This is a genomic window from Streptomyces sp. NPDC027672, assembly GCF_055566335.1.
Genome location: NZ_JBVHSO010000011.1, coordinates 45,233 through 63,752, shown reverse-complemented (window position 1 = coordinate 63,752; position 18,520 = coordinate 45,233). Strand labels below are relative to the sequence as shown.

14 protein-coding genes and 2 pseudogenes are annotated in these 18,520 nt (G+C 65.9%); 4 read left to right on the top strand and 12 right to left on the bottom strand.

Annotated features, from left to right (window positions below; genetic code table 11):
• Window positions 1-68: 68 nt before the first annotated feature.
• The 7 genes from ACZ4SV_RS25620 to ACZ4SV_RS25590 all read right to left on the bottom strand — a co-directional run bounded on the left by ACZ4SV_RS25620 (window position 69) and on the right by ACZ4SV_RS25590 (window position 5,521).
• Window positions 69-859, bottom strand: a protein-coding gene (locus tag ACZ4SV_RS25620) for an IS5 family transposase (RefSeq protein ID WP_468007018.1) whose coding sequence is annotated in 2 segments (ribosomal slippage) — window positions 69-538 and window positions 538-859 — 792 coding nt in all. Because the reading frame shifts where the segments join, the coding sequence is not laid out codon by codon here.
• 28 nt (window positions 860-887) lie between these two features.
• On the bottom strand, window positions 888-1,697 hold the full coding sequence (locus tag ACZ4SV_RS25615) for an IS5 family transposase (protein ID WP_468007016.1): 810 nt from the start codon (window positions 1,695-1,697) through the stop codon (window positions 888-890).
• 114 nt (window positions 1,698-1,811) lie between these two features.
• Window positions 1,812-2,780, bottom strand: coding sequence for an S-4TM family putative pore-forming effector (locus tag ACZ4SV_RS25610; protein ID WP_468006717.1), 969 nt, complete (start codon window positions 2,778-2,780; stop codon window positions 1,812-1,814).
• The gene (locus tag ACZ4SV_RS25605; RefSeq protein ID WP_468006715.1) at window positions 2,777-3,643 is read right to left on the bottom strand and encodes a CBASS oligonucleotide cyclase; all 867 of its coding nucleotides are present in this window, start codon (window positions 3,641-3,643) and stop codon (window positions 2,777-2,779) included. Before ACZ4SV_RS25605 ends, ACZ4SV_RS25610 begins: the two co-directional genes overlap by 4 nt.
• Window positions 3,644-3,667: 24 nt before the next feature.
• Window positions 3,668-4,171: a hypothetical protein gene (locus ACZ4SV_RS25600; protein ID WP_468006713.1), complete on the bottom strand. Its 504-nt coding sequence runs from the start codon at window positions 4,169-4,171 to the stop codon at window positions 3,668-3,670.
• Complete coding sequence (locus ACZ4SV_RS25595) at window positions 4,168-4,572, bottom strand: hypothetical protein (protein ID WP_468006712.1); 405 nt, start codon at window positions 4,570-4,572, stop codon at window positions 4,168-4,170. The genes ACZ4SV_RS25600 and ACZ4SV_RS25595 overlap by 4 nt, the downstream gene beginning before the upstream one ends.
• 61 nt (window positions 4,573-4,633) lie before the next feature.
• Window positions 4,634-5,521 (bottom strand): AAA family ATPase, encoded by an 888-nt coding sequence (locus ACZ4SV_RS25590; protein ID WP_468006710.1) that lies wholly within the window; start codon window positions 5,519-5,521, stop codon window positions 4,634-4,636.
• Between the two features lie 263 nt (window positions 5,522-5,784).
• Between ACZ4SV_RS25590 and ACZ4SV_RS25585 the strand changes: the two genes are divergently transcribed.
• A complete protein-coding gene (locus ACZ4SV_RS25585; protein ID WP_468006708.1) occupies window positions 5,785-6,900 on the top strand; it encodes a helix-turn-helix domain-containing protein in 1,116 nt (371 codons plus the stop codon).
• 523 nt (window positions 6,901-7,423) lie between these two features.
• On the opposite strand, the gene ACZ4SV_RS25580 is transcribed toward ACZ4SV_RS25585, so the two are convergent.
• The gene (locus ACZ4SV_RS25580) at window positions 7,424-8,497 is read right to left on the bottom strand and encodes a hypothetical protein (RefSeq protein ID WP_468006706.1); all 1,074 of its coding nucleotides are present in this window, start codon (window positions 8,495-8,497) and stop codon (window positions 7,424-7,426) included.
• Window positions 8,498-8,839: 342 nt separating this feature from the next.
• On the opposite strand from ACZ4SV_RS25580, the pseudogene ACZ4SV_RS25575 reads away from it, so the two are divergent.
• Window positions 8,840-9,127 (top strand): annotated as a pseudogene (locus tag ACZ4SV_RS25575) (transposase); the annotation flags it as partial.
• A gap of 90 nt (window positions 9,128-9,217) precedes the next feature.
• Here the strand turns inward: ACZ4SV_RS25575 and ACZ4SV_RS25570 are convergent.
• Both ACZ4SV_RS25570 and ACZ4SV_RS25565 read right to left on the bottom strand, forming a co-directional pair.
• Window positions 9,218-10,945: a GTPase domain-containing protein gene (locus tag ACZ4SV_RS25570; protein WP_468006704.1), complete on the bottom strand. Its 1,728-nt coding sequence runs from the start codon at window positions 10,943-10,945 to the stop codon at window positions 9,218-9,220.
• Window positions 10,942-12,825 (bottom strand): GTPase, encoded by a 1,884-nt coding sequence (locus tag ACZ4SV_RS25565; protein ID WP_468006702.1) that lies wholly within the window; start codon window positions 12,823-12,825, stop codon window positions 10,942-10,944. The genes ACZ4SV_RS25570 and ACZ4SV_RS25565 overlap by 4 nt, the downstream gene beginning before the upstream one ends.
• An 876-nt stretch (window positions 12,826-13,701) precedes the next feature.
• On the opposite strand from ACZ4SV_RS25565, the gene ACZ4SV_RS25560 reads away from it, so the two are divergent.
• Complete coding sequence (locus tag ACZ4SV_RS25560; RefSeq protein ID WP_468006700.1) at window positions 13,702-15,657, top strand: GmrSD restriction endonuclease domain-containing protein; 1,956 nt, start codon at window positions 13,702-13,704, stop codon at window positions 15,655-15,657.
• 24 nt (window positions 15,658-15,681) lie between these two features.
• On the opposite strand, the gene ACZ4SV_RS25555 is transcribed toward ACZ4SV_RS25560, so the two are convergent.
• Both ACZ4SV_RS25555 and ACZ4SV_RS25550 read right to left on the bottom strand, forming a co-directional pair.
• On the bottom strand, window positions 15,682-16,938 hold the full coding sequence (locus ACZ4SV_RS25555) for a hypothetical protein (protein ID WP_468006698.1): 1,257 nt from the start codon (window positions 16,936-16,938) through the stop codon (window positions 15,682-15,684).
• Between the two features lie 202 nt (window positions 16,939-17,140).
• Window positions 17,141-17,368 (bottom strand): annotated as a pseudogene (locus tag ACZ4SV_RS25550) (DNA helicase UvrD); the annotation flags it as partial.
• On the opposite strand from ACZ4SV_RS25550, the gene ACZ4SV_RS25545 reads away from it, so the two are divergent.
• Window positions 17,364-18,503 (top strand): Hsp70 family protein, encoded by a 1,140-nt coding sequence (locus ACZ4SV_RS25545; RefSeq protein WP_468007014.1) that lies wholly within the window; start codon window positions 17,364-17,366, stop codon window positions 18,501-18,503. The pseudogene ACZ4SV_RS25550 and the gene ACZ4SV_RS25545 sit on opposite strands and share 5 nt — an antisense overlap.
• The last annotated feature ends 17 nt before the right edge of the window (window positions 18,504-18,520 follow it).

Genomic DNA, 18,520 nt, shown 5'->3' with positions numbered 1-18,520 from the left:
GCGCATCTACTGGCACGGCAAACCTAGCCCGTTTCTACCCTTGTAGGCCGGGGCGACTATAAGAGGTCCTAACAAAGGCGTTGGACGTGTCGGTGGGTGATGAGGCAGGTAGCGAGGCCGAGGAAGGCCTCGTGAATGTCGTCGCGCCGTTCCCAGCGGATGCGCAGGCGGCGGAAGCCGTGCAGCCAGGAGATCGTTCGCTCGACGACCCAGCGGAAGATGCCCAGGCCAGAGCCGTGCGGCTGTCCTCGTTCGGCGATCACGGGCCGGATGCCTCCTTTCCACAGCAGCCGCCGGTACTTGTCGTGGTCGTAGCCGCGGTCCGCGAAGAGCATGTCCGGCCGTCGCCGTGGCCTGCCGACGACGCCGGCGACCGGTGGGACCTTGTCCAGCAGGGGCAGGAGCTGGGTGACGTCGTTGCGGTTTCCGCCGGTCAGCGACACTGCGAGCGGGATGCCCTGCCCGTCGACCAGGACGTGGTGCTTGCTGCCCGGCCGTGCACGGTCGACCGGGCTGGGACCGCTTTTGGGCCCCGCCGGGCCGCCCGCACGTGGGAGGAATCAATCACCGCCCGGGACCAGTCCAGCCGCTTCGCCGACCGCAGCTTCTTCAGCAGCACCAGGTGCAGCTTCTCCCACACACCGGCCTCGTTCCATGCGGCCAGGCGCCGCCAGCAGGTCATACCGGATCCGAAGCCCAGCTCCTGGGGCAGGTACTCCCACTGGATCCCGGTGTGCAGCACGAACAGGATCCCGCACAACGCCTCCCGGTCCGGCACCCGTGGCCGGCCCGCCACCAGCTTCGGCCCCGGCTCGGGCAACAACGGCTCGATCAGCGACCACAGTTCGTCCGACACGATCCACGGCCGCGACCTCTAACTGATCATTTCAGAATGAGGTTCGGAGTCGTCTCAAGCAGATGATGCTGCAGGTGAGTTGGAGAAGTCCGAGGTGGAGGTCGGCTCGTATCGCGTAGCGGATCCGCAGGCGTTTGAACTGGTGGAGCCAGGCGAAGGTTCGCTCGACGACCCACCTGGTCCTGCCCAGGCCGGACCCGTGGGCCGTCCCCTTGCGCGCGAACTTTGGCGTGATGCCGCGGGCGCGGAGGAGCCGCCGGTACTTGTCGTAGTCGTAGCCGCGGTTGGCGAACAGCCGCCGTGGCCGGTGGCGGGGCCGGCCCACCAGGCCGCGGATGCGGGGGATCGCGTCCAGCAGGGGCATGAGCTGGGTGACATCGTGCCGGTTCCCGCCGGTCAACGACACTGCGAGGGGGGTTTCGTGCCGGTCGGTGATCAGGTGGTGCTTGCTGCCCCGGCGCGCGCGGTCGACCGGCGAAGGTCCGGTGTGAGCCCCCCCTTTGAGAGCTCTGACGTGCGAGCCGTCGACCGCGGCGTCCTCCATGTCCAACAGTCCGGCCTTGCGGAGTTCCGTGAGGAGGATGGCGTGCAGGCGGGGCCAGACACCGGCCTCGGTCCAGTCCCGCAGGCGCCGCCAGCACGTCACCCCGCTGCAGCCGATCGTCTCGGCCGGCACGTGCGCCCAAGTCACACCCGTGCGCAGCACGTAGATGATCCCGCGCAGAGCCGCACGGTCATCCGCGGGCAGCCGGCCCGGGTACCGCCGGCGCCGCGGTGGGCGATGCGGGAGCAGCGGAGCGACACGGTCCCACAGATCATCAGGCACAAGATCATCCGACATCTGCAGAACTCTGCCGCTCACCAGCCCAACTGCCAAGCCTGTGAGCCAAACTCATACTGAAATGATCAGTAAGCCGCTACGGGAGGGCGGGCCCGGAGCATCCCGCCCAGCGAACTATGTTAGCGGGGGCGTGTTTTGGGCAAGGCGGACGCGGTGGCCTTCTGCGGTATCGCCGAAGTCGCATTCGTCGTCGTCGCGGAAGCGTTTGTAGAACCACTCGGGTACTCGGGTGGTGTCCAGGCGGGTGCGGAGTACGCCGTCCTGAACGTCCCGTGCAACGTTTCGAAGGCGGTGCCATTCGTCGGCGGGGACGGGGCCGGGGCGTCCGTTGTGTAGCTCGGTGTTGACGACCTTGGTGAGGCGGTCGCGTTCGTCGGCCACCTTGCGTTGGCCGGACCAGATCTCGTAAGCGATCTGGTAGGCCGCCAGGGATGGGACGAAGAAGCTGAGGAGGGTGTCGCCCAGAGTGGCGTCCGCGACCACCAGACCAGCGACGAGGCCGACGCCGGCCCACAGCATCGCGGTAGCGGCGATGAGGTGGCTGTAGCGGCGGCGGAGGCGGGCGTCCCAGGCGAGGTTCTGTTCCTGGGCGATGAAGACGTCGTAGGGGTGGTGGACGTCGTGGGTGGGGTCGTACCAGCCGTCGGTGATGCGCTTGTCCTTGGGACCACCTCGGGGGAGCTTGCGCGCGAGACGGCGGATGTCGGGGTCGGGGACGGGGTCGCCTGCAACGGTGGCGCGCCACGGCAAGTGAAATAGGGCGACGTCGAACATCTCCTGGAGCAGGGCGCCCTGGCGGGCGGTGTTACCGGCGAGGCCCTTGAGCAGGAACGCGGAGACGACGAACCAGAAGAACCCGACGATCGAGACCACTGTCCGGCCGTGGCCGATCAGCGTGATCAGGACACCGGCGGCGGCGAGCGCGACGGCGGCGGTGACGCGCACGGCTTCGAGGAACTGGCCGCGTTGGTGGCTTGCCGACGCGGCGCGCTGGAGGAGCAACATGTCGTCGTCGAGCTGCCGCTCGTGGATAGCCCGAGGCGGGATCCCGTGGACGCCGCCGGGGTCGGTGGAGAGGTTCATGGCCTGGTCATCCTGTTCCCGAACAGCTTCTTCCACTCGTCGTAGGCGGCGCGCTCCTGGCCCTCGTCCTCCAGATCGACCGCCCGCTCTGCGATGGAGCGGGCCTGGGTAAGTGCGTTGGCCGCGGCGAGCTTCTGAGTGGCGTTCATGACGGTGTTGACGTCACCGCCCAGGCCAGCGGGGTCAGGCCACTCGTCGCCGATGCGTTCGGCAGCTGTGGCCAGAAACGACACGATCTCGTCCTGGTAGAGCCCGATCGGCGGTTTCACCAGTGACTGGGCCATGACCTCCAGCAGGAAGGAGGGCGACACGGGCTCACCGAGTTCGCGGTTGATACCCTTGACCATCTTGACGAAGGGTACGTACTTGCCGTCGCATTCGGCGTTCTTGGCGATGCTCAGCTCGTGGTGGCGCTTGGGGTTGGTCGCGATCCAGTCGCCTGCCGAGGGATTGGGGATGTAGTAGCCGCCCTCGTCTCGCTTGAAGGCGGGGACTACGTCGATCGACATGACCTCGTCGTCGGGGCCGTAGGGGATGACGACGGCCATGCCGTCGCGGGCGGCGTCGCTCCACTTCTGACGGAGCAGGGTCTCCAGGGCGTTGATCACTTGGATGGGGGCCTGATCGCGGAAGCCGGCCTGGGAACCGTCGGCGTCGAGGACCACGAAGATGTCGATGTCCTTGAGCTTCTTCGTCTTGGTGTCGCGCCGGTAGCTGCCGGTGAGGAAGTCGTCGGCGAGGTCCCAGTGCGACCGGACGAAATCGCGGATGGCCTCGTGTCGTGCCTTCGCCAGGTTCTGTTCGGTCTGGGTGATCTCCAGGTTGTGCTTGAGCTTGGTGAAGGCGTCGTCGATGTATCCCATAGCGGTGTCTTCCTGCTCGTGGTCTCAGGTGTGGTAATACCGCATGCCGGTCGAGGCGTGCGGGGCGGAGCCGAGGGTGCCGAAGGTGATGCCGCGCAGGCCGTCGGTGCTCGCCCGCTGGCTGGGGCCCCAACCCGGTTGCGGGGTGCGGGGCCCGTTGAAGGTGCAGAACAGCCGGTAGGTGGTGCCCGCGGGCACCCGGTCGAACTTGGCCCGGAAGCGGGCGGCTCGGGCACGAGAGGCGGTGAACTCGGCGTTGCCGTCGCCGGAGGTGGTGTAGGACACCGGGAACTCGATCACCGGTGCCACGGCGCCCGAGGGCTGGTGGCACTCCAAGACGACCGTGTCGAGGGAGCTCTCCTCGATCCACGCCTTGATCGCATCCTCGTTCTGCACCCAGTCACGACGGAACCGATCCATGTTGATCCCCAGGTCGGCGAGGATGTCGGTGATGGTGCCGAGGATGACGTCGGTCAGGTGCGTGGCGGTGTGGGTCCGGGTGTAGCTGTAGGTATAGGTGGAGGTCATCGCTGAGTCACCGACCGCCGCAGAGCCTCACGGTCGATCAGCGGACCGGAGTTGGCCGCCTTCGTCTCCGGAGCGGGCGGGACAGCGTCGGACAACCGGGAGTGACCGTCGACGGCTGCCTTCACCTGTTCCTGGAGCGGGGCCGGGGACGGCAGGTGGATTGTGAAATCGTCGGCGCCCGCCGCGCCGGGGACGGGGTTGAGGTTCTCGTCCAACGTCAGCGCCGCCGTGCCGGACACCGTCGTGATCTCGCAGTGGACCTTGCCGGCCACCAGGGTGATCGGGTGCTGCTGCAGGTGCCCTGCCGCGATCAGCATCCGCCCGACTGCCTCGGCGGCCGACATCGCCTCCACCGCCTCGTCGCGGGACAGCGCGGAGGACTGCGCCACAGTGTCCGCCACGAGGTCCGAGATCACCGCCCAGGTTCCGCTGGCGCTGCGGATGGGAGAGGCCGCCACCTGCCTAGTGCGGTGCACGGGACACCTCCGGCTGGCCCGTCTCCGTGACGGCGTTGTGCACTGCGGCGGCCAGGTCGTCTTCGGTGAGGCTGCTGGGGTCCAGCACCGTGTCCAGTCGCTGAGCCAGGGCTTCGAAGACCACCTTGCGTGTACGGCGGCCGTCTAGTCCGTGAGCCGCCTCGGCGATGCGCTCCATCGCCGAGGAGCGCGCCAGCTCACCCAAGGTGGGGTACTTGTCGGCCAGCATCAGCAGCGTGGAGGCCAGGATCTTCCGCAGTGCCTCCGGCTCGGGAAGCGGGACGAGGATGGCGGCGTCGGAGCGGGAAAGGAACGCCTCGTCCAGGGCGGTGGTGAAGTTGCTGGTCGCGACGAAGAACAGGTGCGGGTGCTCGGCAGCGTTGAGATCCAAGGCAGTGAGCACCGCGTCGGTGGCACGGTGGACATCGGCCGGGTTGGCGGCCAGCGACGCCGCCGAGCGGGCGACCGCCATTGACTCGACCTCGTCGAGGATCACCACGGTCGGCACGCCATCCGACGCGAGACCCGGCACGTACTCGCCGAGCAACTCGCTGACCCGCTGCTGCGACTGCCCGTGCTCGGCACTCATTAGCCCGTGCGGGTTGATCTCGATCCGCCGGACCGCGCCTCCGGCGACGTAGCGGGCGACCTGCGCCGGCAGACCCCGTGCCAGGGTGGTCTTGCCGGTGCCGGGAGGGCCGTAGAGCGTGCACAAACCGTGCAACGCCGTCACCGCAAACGGCAGGTCAGGCCGCACGAGCAGCGACAACACCGTCTGGTTGCGCAACCGCTCCTTGATCTCCTCCGGTACCACGATGGCGTCCCACAACGCGGCCTCCGCCGAGTCTGCGGTCATCACCTCGTCCGACAGCACGCACTCCTGAACCCGCATCCCCTCAACCCCATCCCCCCACGCACGGTGGGTCACCTCAGATTTGAACATCATATTCCGAGTTTTAGGTAGAATACACGACGTGACGGAGATGCAACTCGACACACTTCACTCAGGCGTGTTCGGCTGGAGCTGGGTGATTTGACCGCCCGGTAACCAAGGTGTGCCTAAGATGCGAGCGAAGCATTCAAGATCGAGATCCGTCCGCTGATCGGTGGACGTCGACTGGCGCGGAGACGAGCGACGTGAACGACCCGCAACTGGACCCTGGCGACATCGCGGCCCTGTTCGATCGCGCCAGGCTGCGAATGGCACGCGAACTCCGTGGACTCACCCAGGTGCAGCTGGCCCGGGAAGTCGGCTCCGTCACCGCAGCTTCGATCAGCCAGTTCGAGAACGGACACACCAAGCCCGCCACATCGACGCTTCGCCGACTTGCGGTCGCCCTGCGGGTACCGCCGTCGTTCTTCGCCGCGCCAGCCCGCCCCCCTGCTCAGGATCAGGTCAACGGGTTCTTCCGCAGCCTTCGATCCACCTCGCCCAGAGATCGCCGACAAGCGCTCGCCTACGTGCACCTCGCGCGGGAACTCGCACTTGAGCTCGAAAAACACGTCGCGTTGCCCGACCTCAATCTCCCGCGCGTCCCAATCGACGAAGGGCAGCCTCTTCAGTCCGTCGATATCGAACAAGCGGCTGCCCAGATCCGTGATCACTGGAACGTCCCGCGTGGTCCCGTGCGAGATGTTGTGCGGCTGCTGGAAATGAACGGAGTTGTCGTTGTCCGCTTCCGTGTCAGCATCGAAAAGGTTGATGCATTCTGCGTGGACTTCCCCGACAGGCCTGTTGTTGCCCTCGGGGCCGATAAGGGTCTGCGTGACCGTTCCCGCTTCGATGCAGCCCACGAACTTGGCCACCTAGTCTTGCATGGCGTCGCGGGAAAAATTGGCAACAAGGTTACTGAGAGTCAAGCCCACGAGTTCGCCGCCGCCTTCCTCTTGCCAGCCGACGACATTAGATCCGAACTCCCGGAGCGGCTCGACTGGCCCGCATTTCTCCGCTTGAAGGCAAAATGGCATGTTTCGCTAGCCGCCCTTTTGGTCAGGGCAAAAGCGCTCGGTGTCATGAGCGAACACACTTACGCGCAGGGGTGGAAAGCCTTGTCTGTACGAGGATGGAGAAAAGTAGAGCCTGGTCTCCTGGGAAATCCAGAAGCTCCCGTGCTCCTGCAGCGCGCACTAGAGCTCATGGAAACAACGGGTATCTCATTCGCTGATTTCGTTAATCGTTCCGGTCTTCCGGAAGCCGACGTTCGAACCCTGCTCAGTCGGGATATCAGCGAGCGACCCCGCGTGGAGTTCTGATCTACCTCAACCGGTCATCAGTGCCCGAGGTCATAGAGGCCGAAGTGGTGGTCATCCCAGCGCCGACGTAGTTCGACGGGCCCGACTCGGTCGGCGTTACTACCTCGGCGCTCGCTTTATCGGATATGCGCGCGGTCGGGACACGGCCGGCGTCGGACCGCATCGACGCGCGAGTCTCGAACTTAGAGGGCACGGGCCAGGGCTAGTTCCATAGCCCTGCCGGACACCCGCGTCGGGCCCAGCCGCAGTGGCTCCAGCTCCGACACGTGCTTGTTCTCGGGCACTTCGAGTAGCCGGACCGTCTCGGTGCGCAGGCCGCGCGGCACCTCCTCGTCCAGTGTGGCGTGCAGTCGGTCGTTCTCCTCTGGCGGACCGCGGACGCCATCCGGACCAACGTCGTGCGGTTGTTCACCAGCCACACCGCCGCCCGGTCGAACAACGCGCGGGCTCTTCCAGTGACCTCCACACCCGCGCCGCCAGGTAGCCGTGTTCGTCTCAGGTGTCCCACGCATGTGCTGACTCGTTAGCGGCGTCGAAGCTCGGTTGGCTCATACATGAGCTGATATACGTTGAGGGCCGAGTCTTTCATTCGGTATATCGTGATGTTTGACAGAAAGTCTGCCTTTACTGCGGCGCTCCGCCGCCGCTGCCCGTCCTCACCAGCGCTGACGATCCAGTCCTCGATGTGCTTTGGCAGCGTGAACGTGAGGCGATAGGAATCCGTGTCATTATCTCTGGGGGTGATGAGCCACTCTGAGCCACCATGACCGGCTGTGCGTCTGATGCGGACTGGGTGCGCTGGGCTCCGGGAGGCGTAGTCGAGGAATCCTTTTCGGTTGGTGGTGTGCAGGGGAAGAATGAAAGGTGCTGCAGGAAAAGCGATCAGCAGCTCCGCCTCACCGTGGTCGTTGAGGCCCCGGACGAAGTTGTTCAGGGCGTTCTGTACGGCCTGATCGGCGGGAGCCGACAGTGCTTCATCGATCAGTGCAAACGAATCACCAGACACTTCCCCCGGTGTATCCAGGCCCAGCCGCACCATGGTGCGCACCCAGTTCACGATTCGTTTGGGGACATCTTGCCCCGGTGACGCGGCGCAGAGCGCGGAGGCCAGAGCGTGGATGTGCTCCCGTAGCCATGTGAACGAGTCCCCCGATAGGTCGATCAGCGAGATCTGGTGTGCAAGGGCGAACTGCTGCGCACTCTTGCTGAATCCACTGGTTGAGAAGAGGGCATAGGAGTAGTGGTAGCGGCGTTGAGGCCGACTGCCACCCCCATACGTGAAGTTTTGGTTCACATCACTGATGACACCGTGCGCATTGCGGACGGCGTCCAGTCCGCAGGTGCGGTTCTTGTCGTAGAACTTCGCCTCCAGGAACAGGCGGATGGGCAATGAGAACGCCGGAGTGAAAGGGAACTCGCCGAGGGCATCGACCTGATGTTCTGTTCCCCGTCCGACGACGTGGAGTGTGTTCCGTCTTTGGATGAGTTCGGATCCGTCCTTGTCCCCCTGGGTCAGGAGGCGGTAGCCGCTGTTGCGGAGCAGCCATGCCAGAGCCTCTTCGAGTAGATAACCCCTCAGGGCCTGCGCGGTGGCCATGGTAATACTCCTTTGCCGTTCTCGGGCGCCTCTGGGCAGGTTACGGCACGGATTGAGTAACTCGCCATGAAGTCAGACGAGTTGACGTGCGGTGAGGAGCTGGTGAGTGAGGAGCGCGAGCAGCGTTGACTTAATTTCAGCACAGGACGCGCCGTCCGTAAGGGCCGCCCAGTGGTTCCGGCAAGCGGGCGGTGGTAGACCTCGGAGATCAGTAGGCCCCCTTGCCAGGCTCCTTGCCACGTCCGAGGTGGGGTGAGCCCGTAGGAGCGTCGGGCCCGTTTTGTGCTGCCGCTGCTCGGCTTGTGCGCGTTGTAGTGCCGTCCGAAGTACCGCTTCCCCTCCGCCCGTAAGCTCACCGCGTGGGCGGGGCTCACCCCGGCGGTCCGCAGCTCGGATCTAACCGTTCGGCACGGCCACATCCCGAAGCAGGGGTCGGACTGGCTGCGGTGGATCTTGTGTGAGGCCACCCAGACCGCGAAGCGGTCTCCGGAGTTCGCGGCCTCCTACCACCGCGATCGCCCGCCGCCTGCTGGCCCGCGCCTACCATCTGCTGCGTGCCGTCCAGGCCCAACACGATCGGCAGGGGACTCGATGACACCAGCCGACAACAACCTGCGGATTCAGGTCTGAGCCAGCCGGCTGGTGCGGTGTCCGGGGTGTACGTCGGTCGAGGATCTCCGCCGTCCGTTCGGGAACAGTGTTCAGGCCCCGTTTCGACTCTCACGCCTCCAGCGCGGGCGCTCCGAGTTGATCGAGCATTGACTGGGCTTCGAGCTGGATCGCGCTGATTTCGCGGTCCAGGGCGGTACGGAAGGCCCTCGCGTCGCGAACTGACCGGTTCATCTCGTCGATCGCGCGGAGCGCCTTGCCGAACTCGCCGTCGAGTTCAAGGCGTACCTGAATAAGCGCCTTCCTCGAGATGTCATCGCACTGCGCAAGGACGCGGCCGACCAGGGCGTTCCGGCGGCGCATCTTTTCCTTCGCAGCCCGCACCTCTTGACGCTCCTCTTTGATGACCGCATACGTCTCAAGGGCAACAGGGAGTACAGCGCCGCCGATCTTGGCACCCTTTCCGATGTTGTTCGCCCAGCGCACGGCCTGGTACGGCTTGAACTTGATGTCGACGAGCTTTCCAGCCTCGTAGACGATCTTGTGCCCCGCGCTGCCTGCCGAGTTCTTGATGCCGTCGCCTGCGCCCCAGAGTTTCTGGAAGGCCATCAGATGCTCGATCGACTTCGGACCCCAGGCTGGGACGCGGGGTTGCTTCCGACCTGGCTGGCGTACCAGGCCTGGGTCTACCGGGATGTTCTGCGTCTCGATGTCCCCTTGGACGTCAAGGGCGAGCAACTGGCGGGCGTACGGCGACGCCTCAATCTCCCGCACCTCGGAGGTGAAGTCGGCAAACTGAGAGACCAGGACGGCGCGTACCCCGTCCACGAACCTCTGGTTCGCCGAGCTCAGCTCGTCGTTCAGAGTCACGAAGGCGGCGTCGACCCTAGACCAGTCGTGGTTCGGCGACTCCTCGATCGACTCCACCGTGTCGGCGAGGTGCTCGGCTGCCCGGGTACACGCTGTGCGGAACTCGGTTTCCTGCCGTTCGAGGGCCGAGTCCAAGAGTCCGCGGCGCGTTGTGAGCGCGCTCCGCTGGCGTGCGAGGACAGTCAGGACTGCTTCCTCGTCGGGGTCGTCCGTGAGCGCGGCGAGTGCCTCGCCCGCGACGAGGGCGACCTGCTGGAGCGCCACACGGAAGCGGGCGAAGTCACCGCGGGCCCGCGCGATCCGGTTGATCGCGTCCCTGACCTCGTCCATCCTGGACGCCGCGATGCGGCGGGCGGCCCGCGACGGGTCCACCCCTAGCCCATCCAGGTAGGTCTTGGCGTCGCACTCGACCCACGGCACCTGGTCGGCGAAGCTGCCGAGAGCTTCACGGACCTCGGCCTCCCGCACTCCTGCGGCCGCGTGAAGGCTGCGGCACTTGGTGAGCACCACAAGCAACTGCGGCGCCTTTCGTAGATCCTCGGTGACGTGCCGCAGGTGCTCGATCAAGCGATCGTCGAACAAGTCGACGGTCACGGTGAACAGCACAAGATCTGCGGAGCGTAGGGCCTCCTCCGCGCGTTCGTCGTGCTCCGGCCGGCCCGCCTGCACGCCCGGGGTATCGACCAGGTCGACCATGCCGTCCCAGTTGAAGACCTCGACCCTGTCCGTCGTGACCGCCGAGCCCCTCGGAACCCGGTACTTGCCGTTCGTGAGTGCCTCGATCAAGGTCGACTTGCCGCTGCTGTACTGCCCGGTGAGGACCATTTGGGGACGATGGTGTTCGTCTACTGCCAGCATCCGCTGGAGCCTCGACGCCTCATCGGGTCGAAGGTTTCGGATCAGCTCGACGAGCTGCTCCGAGAGGTCGCGCGCCACCGCGGGGGCGGAGTGGTACAGAAGGTCATTCATGCTGGCACGCTCCTCGGTGCGCTTGGTCGGACAATCTTCACCGGGGTGCCCAGGTGGTCAGACAGGGTTGCGGACCATGCCTCCAGTACCTGGTTTGGCGCTGGAGCAGTGGTGGTAACGATGGTGCCGTCGGGGCGACAGCGAATGAAGGCCGGTACCTCTTCGGTCAGGCTGAGGACGTATGACATCGCGGACGCGCCCGGCAGGTCAGGTGACGGTGTGCGCCCGAAGGCCAGGAATTCGGGCGAGGACGGCGGGAACAGCCGTGTATCTGCTAGGGCCTCATCAGGCACCTCGACCAAGATGCAGACCCCGGGAAGCCGGGTCACCTTCCCAACGGACGCAGCTAGGCGAGGCCGGCCGTCCACGCGCAGCAGGCAGCGGACCGTCTCGTGGTCGAGGGTGGAGACCGCGGAGTCAACCACCTGCCGCTGACTAGCCAGAAGGTCGGCCACGACCAACGCGGCGGCCTCGGCCTCTGCGCGTCGCACGTGGAAAGTGGTGAGTGTCTCCAGAACCCCCGCGATGGTCCCAGACACCTCGGCCAGCACCTGGGCCTCCAGCTCATTGAGGACCTTGCTGATCTCGGTCCGCAGCAGATCGCGGTTCGCCTCCAAGATTTCCGCTCTGCTCATGAAAAGTGACTGGACCTTCTTGCGCATCGGAGTGACGAGTAGCGAACCGAGGCTCGTGACGACGGCGCCGACGACTGTGCCGGCTGGACCTGCCAAAGAACCCACGTACGCGCCAAGCGCCATGGAGGCGAGCGCTCCGCCTGCCCCAACCGCAACCCCGGCTGCTTTCCGCTTCCACAGCCCCCTGAAGTCACGCATTCCGGTGACCTTAAGGTGTGGACGGACAGCCGTCGTCCATTCGCGCTCGACGGCGACAGCCGCTTCCTCGATCGCTCGCGCGAGGTTGCTGAGCCGTGCTTCCAGCGTCTCGTCGAGTTCGGCGACCAGAGCGGCCTGTTCCGTGTCCCATTGCTCGACGATCTGCGGGCCGAAGTCAGTGACGTTCTGGGGCCACTCCTGCCGTCGGCCGACGAGGCGAACAACGTCGTCCTCCATCCTCTGCATGCAGGCATCGACCAGGCGTACGGTCCGTCGTTCCTGGTCTTCGCGCATCCTCCGGCCGACATCGACGATCTCGCGGGTCTCCCGCTCCACAGCGGCGAGAGCTTCGCTCAACGCCTGTGCCTGCGAGCGAACCTCGTCGGCCTCGCGCAGTACCCGCCGGGCGGTGCGGTGCTTGCGGCTTTCCTGTTCCAGGACGGTGAGCAGGGCGCTAAGGCGGCTCGCTTCCCAAAGGTCGGCACCGTAGTCGCAGTCCGCCCGCGCCTGGCGGGCGGCCTCGGCGTGGAGCATCACCTCGGCGACGGGGCGTACGGCGGCAGCGGATAGACGGGAACGGATCATCTTGAAGTGACCCTCGTGCTCGGCGAAGACTGAATCCGGGTCCTCCAGGAATTCCTCGCGGTCCACATCGTCCACGAGTGGTTTGCGGCAGTTCAATGCCACAACGACAGGCTTACCGCGCGATGCCACCGCACGTAGCTTCTGTGCAGTCTCCTCCTGGAAGGAATCGTTGCTCGCAACCCACAGCACGAGGTCGGCACCGGGAACCTCAGCCATCGCTTGGGCGACGTCATCCGCACCGTCCCTGGCACCCACTCCGGGAGTGTCGACGATCTCAACGTCGTGCAGTTCCACCGCCGGGGCCGCGAAGACGTCGCGCGAGTACCGCGGCCGGCCGTCCCCAATCCGCTCCACAGACCCGCCGGTGAGCGCCGCAAGGAGGGTACTCTTGCCGGCCATCGTCCGCCCCATCAGGACGATCCTCATCGGCGCGCCGACTGGCGGTGCGTCGGTGACCTCCACTGACGTAAGGAAGTCGACAAACTGCCTAGTCGTCTTCTCTGTCAAGGCCCCGTCCCGAGACAGCCGGTGAACCTCTGCCAGGGTCGCTCGGCAGGCAGCGACTGCCTTCGCATGCGCGGGAGAGGGGTTGTCGCACGGCGGTTCGGGACCGCGCAACTGGTCCCGAGCGGCAGGACTCCAGTCGTGCCTGTTTTTGCTCGCCAATCCCCCTCCTTGAAGCGCACCTGCCCCCTCGCAGGGTGTCGTGCCAGCGTCATGTTAGGCCGTATGAAGTGCGGTACTTGCGGTGCCGGGCCTGCCCGGCCGGGTAGATTCACGGTTTCGCGGGTGGTGTCAAGGCTGGGCCGCTGCGCGGTCGCTTCGCGAGCCTCGACACCGCCAGTTTGAACCGGGAGTGATCGGCAGCTGCCGGGCGGGCCTGCGAGAAGGCCGCGGGGACCGGGAATGGAGGACCGGGGCCTCGCACGCAAGTTGCCGCGGGTTGCCGCCACGGAGGACCGTGAGCGGTAGTGCCGCAATCGCGGGTACTGCGGTCGCGATCGAGCGGTTCTTGGCTTTCTCGCAAGTCACTATGACCGCGCACAGGTACCGATCTCCTCGTACGCGGCACCGCCGTCCACCAACTCACGCACCTGCTCGACCCGGTCGTCGAGTTCAGCCTCCTCCATCTCCGCCGCGCGGACGCGTGGCCCGAAACCGTGCAGGGCCGAGCTGTACCCGATCAGCGTGTCGTGCCGTCCATGTCTGCCAGTCCGGCGTAGGGGCGTAAGGTACGGGCACATCCGGAGGGCCGAGCGGGGTACGCGACGACCCTGGCAAGCGAAGGTGGTTTCGCTCGGCCGCAGTTGGCCCTTCTCGGCAGTTGATAGCGTGTGTGTGGCGGAGCACACGCAGGCTGGGGGCAGCATGGGGCTGGCAAACCAAAAGATCGCTTCTCAAATCGAGGACCTGCTGCAGGGCAAGGTCGTCATCCCCTCCATCCAGCGCGACTTCGTCTGGATGAGACCCGACGTACGCGATCTCTTCGATTCCCTCTACCGGGGCTACCCCGTCGGTGCCCTGCTGTTGTGGAAGACCAATCTGACCGTCCCCTTCAAGACGGCTGCCGTCGTCCAGGCCGACAAGTCGGCGCACCAGCCTCTCTACCTCCTGGACGGGCAACAGCGGTTGACCTCCCTGGCCTGGGTGTACCGGCCGGAGTCAAAGGCGGACGGCCGGCTGATCGACCTGCGCTTCGATGTGCGCACCGAGGAGTTCGTCAACCCGAGCGCGATCCAAAGCAAGGACCCGCTCCTGTTCCGTGTTTCCACCTTGCTGCAGGAGAACGTGCAGTACCACGAGGTGCTCAAAGCGGCCGGGATCGATTACTCCGCCCCGCAGTTCGGCGCATGGATGCAGCGCTTGCAGAAGGTGCACGACATCCGTAAGCAGGAGATCGCCGTCATCACCTACGAGTCCGACGACTACGAGGAAGTCGCCGAACTTTTCGCCCGGTTGAACAAGGGCGGTCGAAGGCTGTCCAAGGGTGACCTCGTCTACAGCGCCATCGCGGCGCGGTGGTCCGACGGCCTGGACACTATGGACGCCTTCCACCAGGAGCTGCAGGACAGCAACTTCGCCCTGAACAGGGAAGCCGTCCTGCGTCTCACGAGCCTCCTCGCGGGAACCGGCGCCCATCACATCAAGCTCATCGGGGCGGACATGGACGAAGCCGCGCTGAAGGAGGCCTGGCACGCCACCGAGAGGGCGCTGCGCTTCGCCATCGACTTCCTGAAGGGCGAGTGCGCGATCCCCCGGTCCGAGGTCCTCTCGTCACCGAACGTCACCATCGTGCCCGCCCTGCTGCTGCACCACCGGGACGGCAAGCTGCGTCCGGGGGAGGCTCAGCTACTGCGTCGCTGGGTGTACACGGCGATGGCGTTTAGTCACTACTCGCTGCAGGTCGAGGGCAAACTCGACGCGGAGGCAAGGCTGATCAAATCGCGTGAGGGAGAGGGCCTGTTCGCCGAACTCATTCGCCGGGCCTCCGGCACCCGGTCCCGGGACAGCGCCCTCCACCCGAGGGACCTGGAGCAGAAGTACTCCACGCATCCCTTCTTCAAACTGCTCTACATCGCCGCGTTGCGGGGCACGGCGCGGGACTGGGCGACCAACATCGCCATCAGCGACCAGCCGATGAATAGCGGCGCCAAGATCGAATTCCATCACGTGTTCCCGCGCGCCCGAGTCCAGGGGACATACGCGAAAGAGGAGTGGAACAGCCTCGCCAACCTTGCCTTCGTCACCGGTCAGACGAACAAGATGATCTCCTCCGGGCTGCCCGTCGACTACATGGCGGGGATCGCGCCGGAGCGCCTGGCCGAACAGTGGATCCCCGGCGACCCAGAGCTGCGGTCCCTGGACCGCTTCCCCGACTTCCTGGCCGCACGCCGGAGTCTGCTGGCCAACGTCCTCAACGAGTTGCTCGGTCTTCCCAGCTACGACGCACAGGTCATCCCCCGGGACATCGACGAGCTGCCTGCCGACGAGCAGCTGATCGTGGAGGGCCCGACCGCACCCACGCTCGTCGGGGCGGAGGTCCAAGAACTTCGCACGAAGCGCGGTGTCGAGATCCACGCGGTCTACGAAGGCCAGCGCGTCGACGCCTACTACGATCCCCTGTCGCGCGTCGTGAGGATCCCCTCCGGTCCGGGACGAGGCGAGTACGAGACTCCCAGCGGGGCGGCGGTCGCCGTGGTCCACGCCCTGAACCCGCACGTCAATCCGAATCGGAACGGATGGAACTTCTGGACCGTCACTGCAACGGGACGGTTGTTGCAGAGCATTCGGTAGTGAACGGCCCCTCCATTCGCCTACCTACGTCAGGCCTCCGCGCTTGTGAGGTTTGACGTAGGTGTGTCCCTTCGGCAGCTGATGAGTCCCGGTCAGGCCGGCGCTGCGGTGAGCTTCGGCGTACGCGGCCTGGGCCGTAACGCTGGCCTGCTTGCCCAGGTGCTCGATCTTCATCAGGTGCCCCGCGACGCCGTGCTGTGAAGAGGCGCTCGGCAGGTGTACGACCCGCTGCTTCTTCGGCTTGGGCAGTACGAAGGGCGTGTAGCAGACGAGGCAGACCGTTCTCTCGCCCGGACGGGCCGGAAAGTGAAGAACGCCGTCGGCCGCACAGCTTCCTGTTTCCCAGGTGAGGCGGCTTCGGTTGATGAGCCCGTTCACCGAAGCGCGGATCGCGTCGCTCGAGTACTGGTGGGACATGCCACGGCTTCGAACGCCGCGGATCAGGTTCTCCACCGGCAGAAGCGCGCTGCCCGCCTCGTCGAGATAGCCGAGTTTGCGGATTGTCTCCTGCACCAGCACATCGAGCGAGACACCGATGCCCGCTGGGCTGTGGGCCAGGCTCATCGGGAGTTCACGGGCGATGATCCGGGGGTCGTACGCGTAAGAGAACCGCTTCTCCCCGATGAAGACGGGACGTTCCAGTGGGGTGAGAGACCGACGCAGCCGGCTGCGGTCCAGTTTGGCCGTGATCCGCGTGCCGGGCATGAGTTCCGCGCGCGGCCACCGGATCCCTCGGAGGTGCTCTTTGGTGACCTTCTTGCGGAGCGAATCCAGTAACACTGTCGGGAAGCCGCGGCCGTGGTCAAGGTGCACGACTTTGGCCGTCCGGATCCGACGTGCGGCCTGCGAGGGGAGCGGACACTGCCCGTGCTCCACGTGATGTCGGCGGATCACGAACGTCCACTGTAGTTCGGAGGCCGTCTCGACTACGTCATGGGGTTGACCCGGGTCCGGTTGCCGGATCAGTACCGTCTGGTCGAGCCTGGAGGTCGCTGCACCTTCTGCACCGTCAGGAGCCGAGGCAGTGCCGACGACCGGGGCATGAGGCTCATGCGTACTGGCCACGTTGGTGAGTCTATGAAGGTGGCAGTCCGCGCAGTGGGCGAGTTTCCTGCCCGCACTCGTGGTCTTGATGGCGACCACCGTGTCCTTGGTTGCCCTGCCGCATTGATGGCACGAGAACGAAATCGGTGCGGAAATCTTCTGCAAGGTCCAGCGGACATGAGTACGTGTGCTCTGCAAGATCTCTGCGCCCTGGAAGTGCGTTTCCTGAGCACTCACGATCGGCCCCCTTGCCGCGCGAACTCCGCCGTGCCCCGCCCTGCCCCTCCGGTCGCGACGGTGCGCCACGTCAGCGCCGGCGGCGGAGGCGCCACGGGTGGCGATCGCCTTGTTCCGTGTCCGTGTCCTGTGCGGGACACGAAGCTCTGACGAAGATTCTGCCTGACCCATGCCGGCAGAACCAGACAGTGAGGAACTCGCTCTACACTCCTGCCTCCACCAAAAACGGACTGGGCTTGCCCGACCAGGAGACGCACAGGCTGTCGCGGGCCCTTGTGCAGGCGACGAACAGCAGGCAGCGCTCCGACAGCATGTCCGTCTCGTGCTGCTTGGAGTCCACCTCGGGCGGTGTGACCGCCTTCGGGAACGGCAGGGCGTCCTCGGTGACGCCGATGACCGCGACGCAGCGGAACTGAAGGGGCGACATCGACGGCCTCGGGATCGCAGCCCAGCTTGAAGAACACCACGTCTGGGTCGGCTCGGAGAAATTCCGCAGCACGGTCGCGGCCGCTTCCCTCTTCAGCCGGATGAAGGAAGGCGTCTCCGCCCAGCTGCTCGACCTGTCCGACGCGGTTGTCACCGTCCCCGCCAATGCCACGGGCGGCGCGCGCTACCGCACCCGTGCCGCGGCAGCGCTCGGCGGAGTGAGGGTCCGGGCCCTGCTCAACGAGCCCACCGCGGCTGCGATCTCGTACGCCCGCGACGTCCCGATCCCCGGCCGTTTCCTCGTCTTCGACTGGGGCGGCGGCACCATCGACGTCACCGTCCTCGAATACGATGACGGCCTCTTCGAAGAGCAGACCTCCCGCGGCATCACTGCCCTCGGAGGCCTGGAGTTCGACAACGCGCTGGCCAAGCTGATACAGCAGAAGATCGGCCTGACCGCGGACCAGCTCACCAAGGCCGAACCACGCCGGTGGCGCCGGTCGGTCGAGCTGACGAAGATCGCCCTGTCCTCCGTGCCGATGGATGGCGCGCTCTTCTTCGATCTCCCGATCGGCCTCGCCCCCTCGGTCTCGAGGCGCGAGGTCAGGATCACCGCGGCCGAATACACCGAGGCGGTCACCCCGCTTATCACCCGCCCCTTGGAGCCGGTCCAGCAGGCCCTGGCAGACCTGGCCATCTCCTCGGACGACATTGACTCCGTTCTGATGATCGGCGGCACCTCGCAGATCCCCCAGGTGCGTCATGCCCTGGGCGAGCTCCTCGGCCACGATCGCATCGTCGACAGCGGCCTGTGTCGGCCCATGACCGCCGTCGCCCGAGGCGCAGCCATCTATGCGGCCTCCCTCGACGGCGAACTCGGCGACGACAAAGACTTCTCCTTGGTCACCAGCTACGACCTGGGCACGGCTGTGAGCGCGGGCGAACGGGAGGGCTTCCGCGCCATCATCCGACGCAATGCCACGCTTCCGGCGGAGGGCTCGGCCAACTTCTACCCGGACACGCCGGGTGCTTCCTTCGTTCGGGTGCCGGTGATCGAGGGCGAGGTCGGCTACTCCGCAGACAGCGACCGTGCCTTCCCTCTGCCCAACATCGAGGTGGATCTTCCGACTTGTGAATAGGACATCCGCCGGAACAG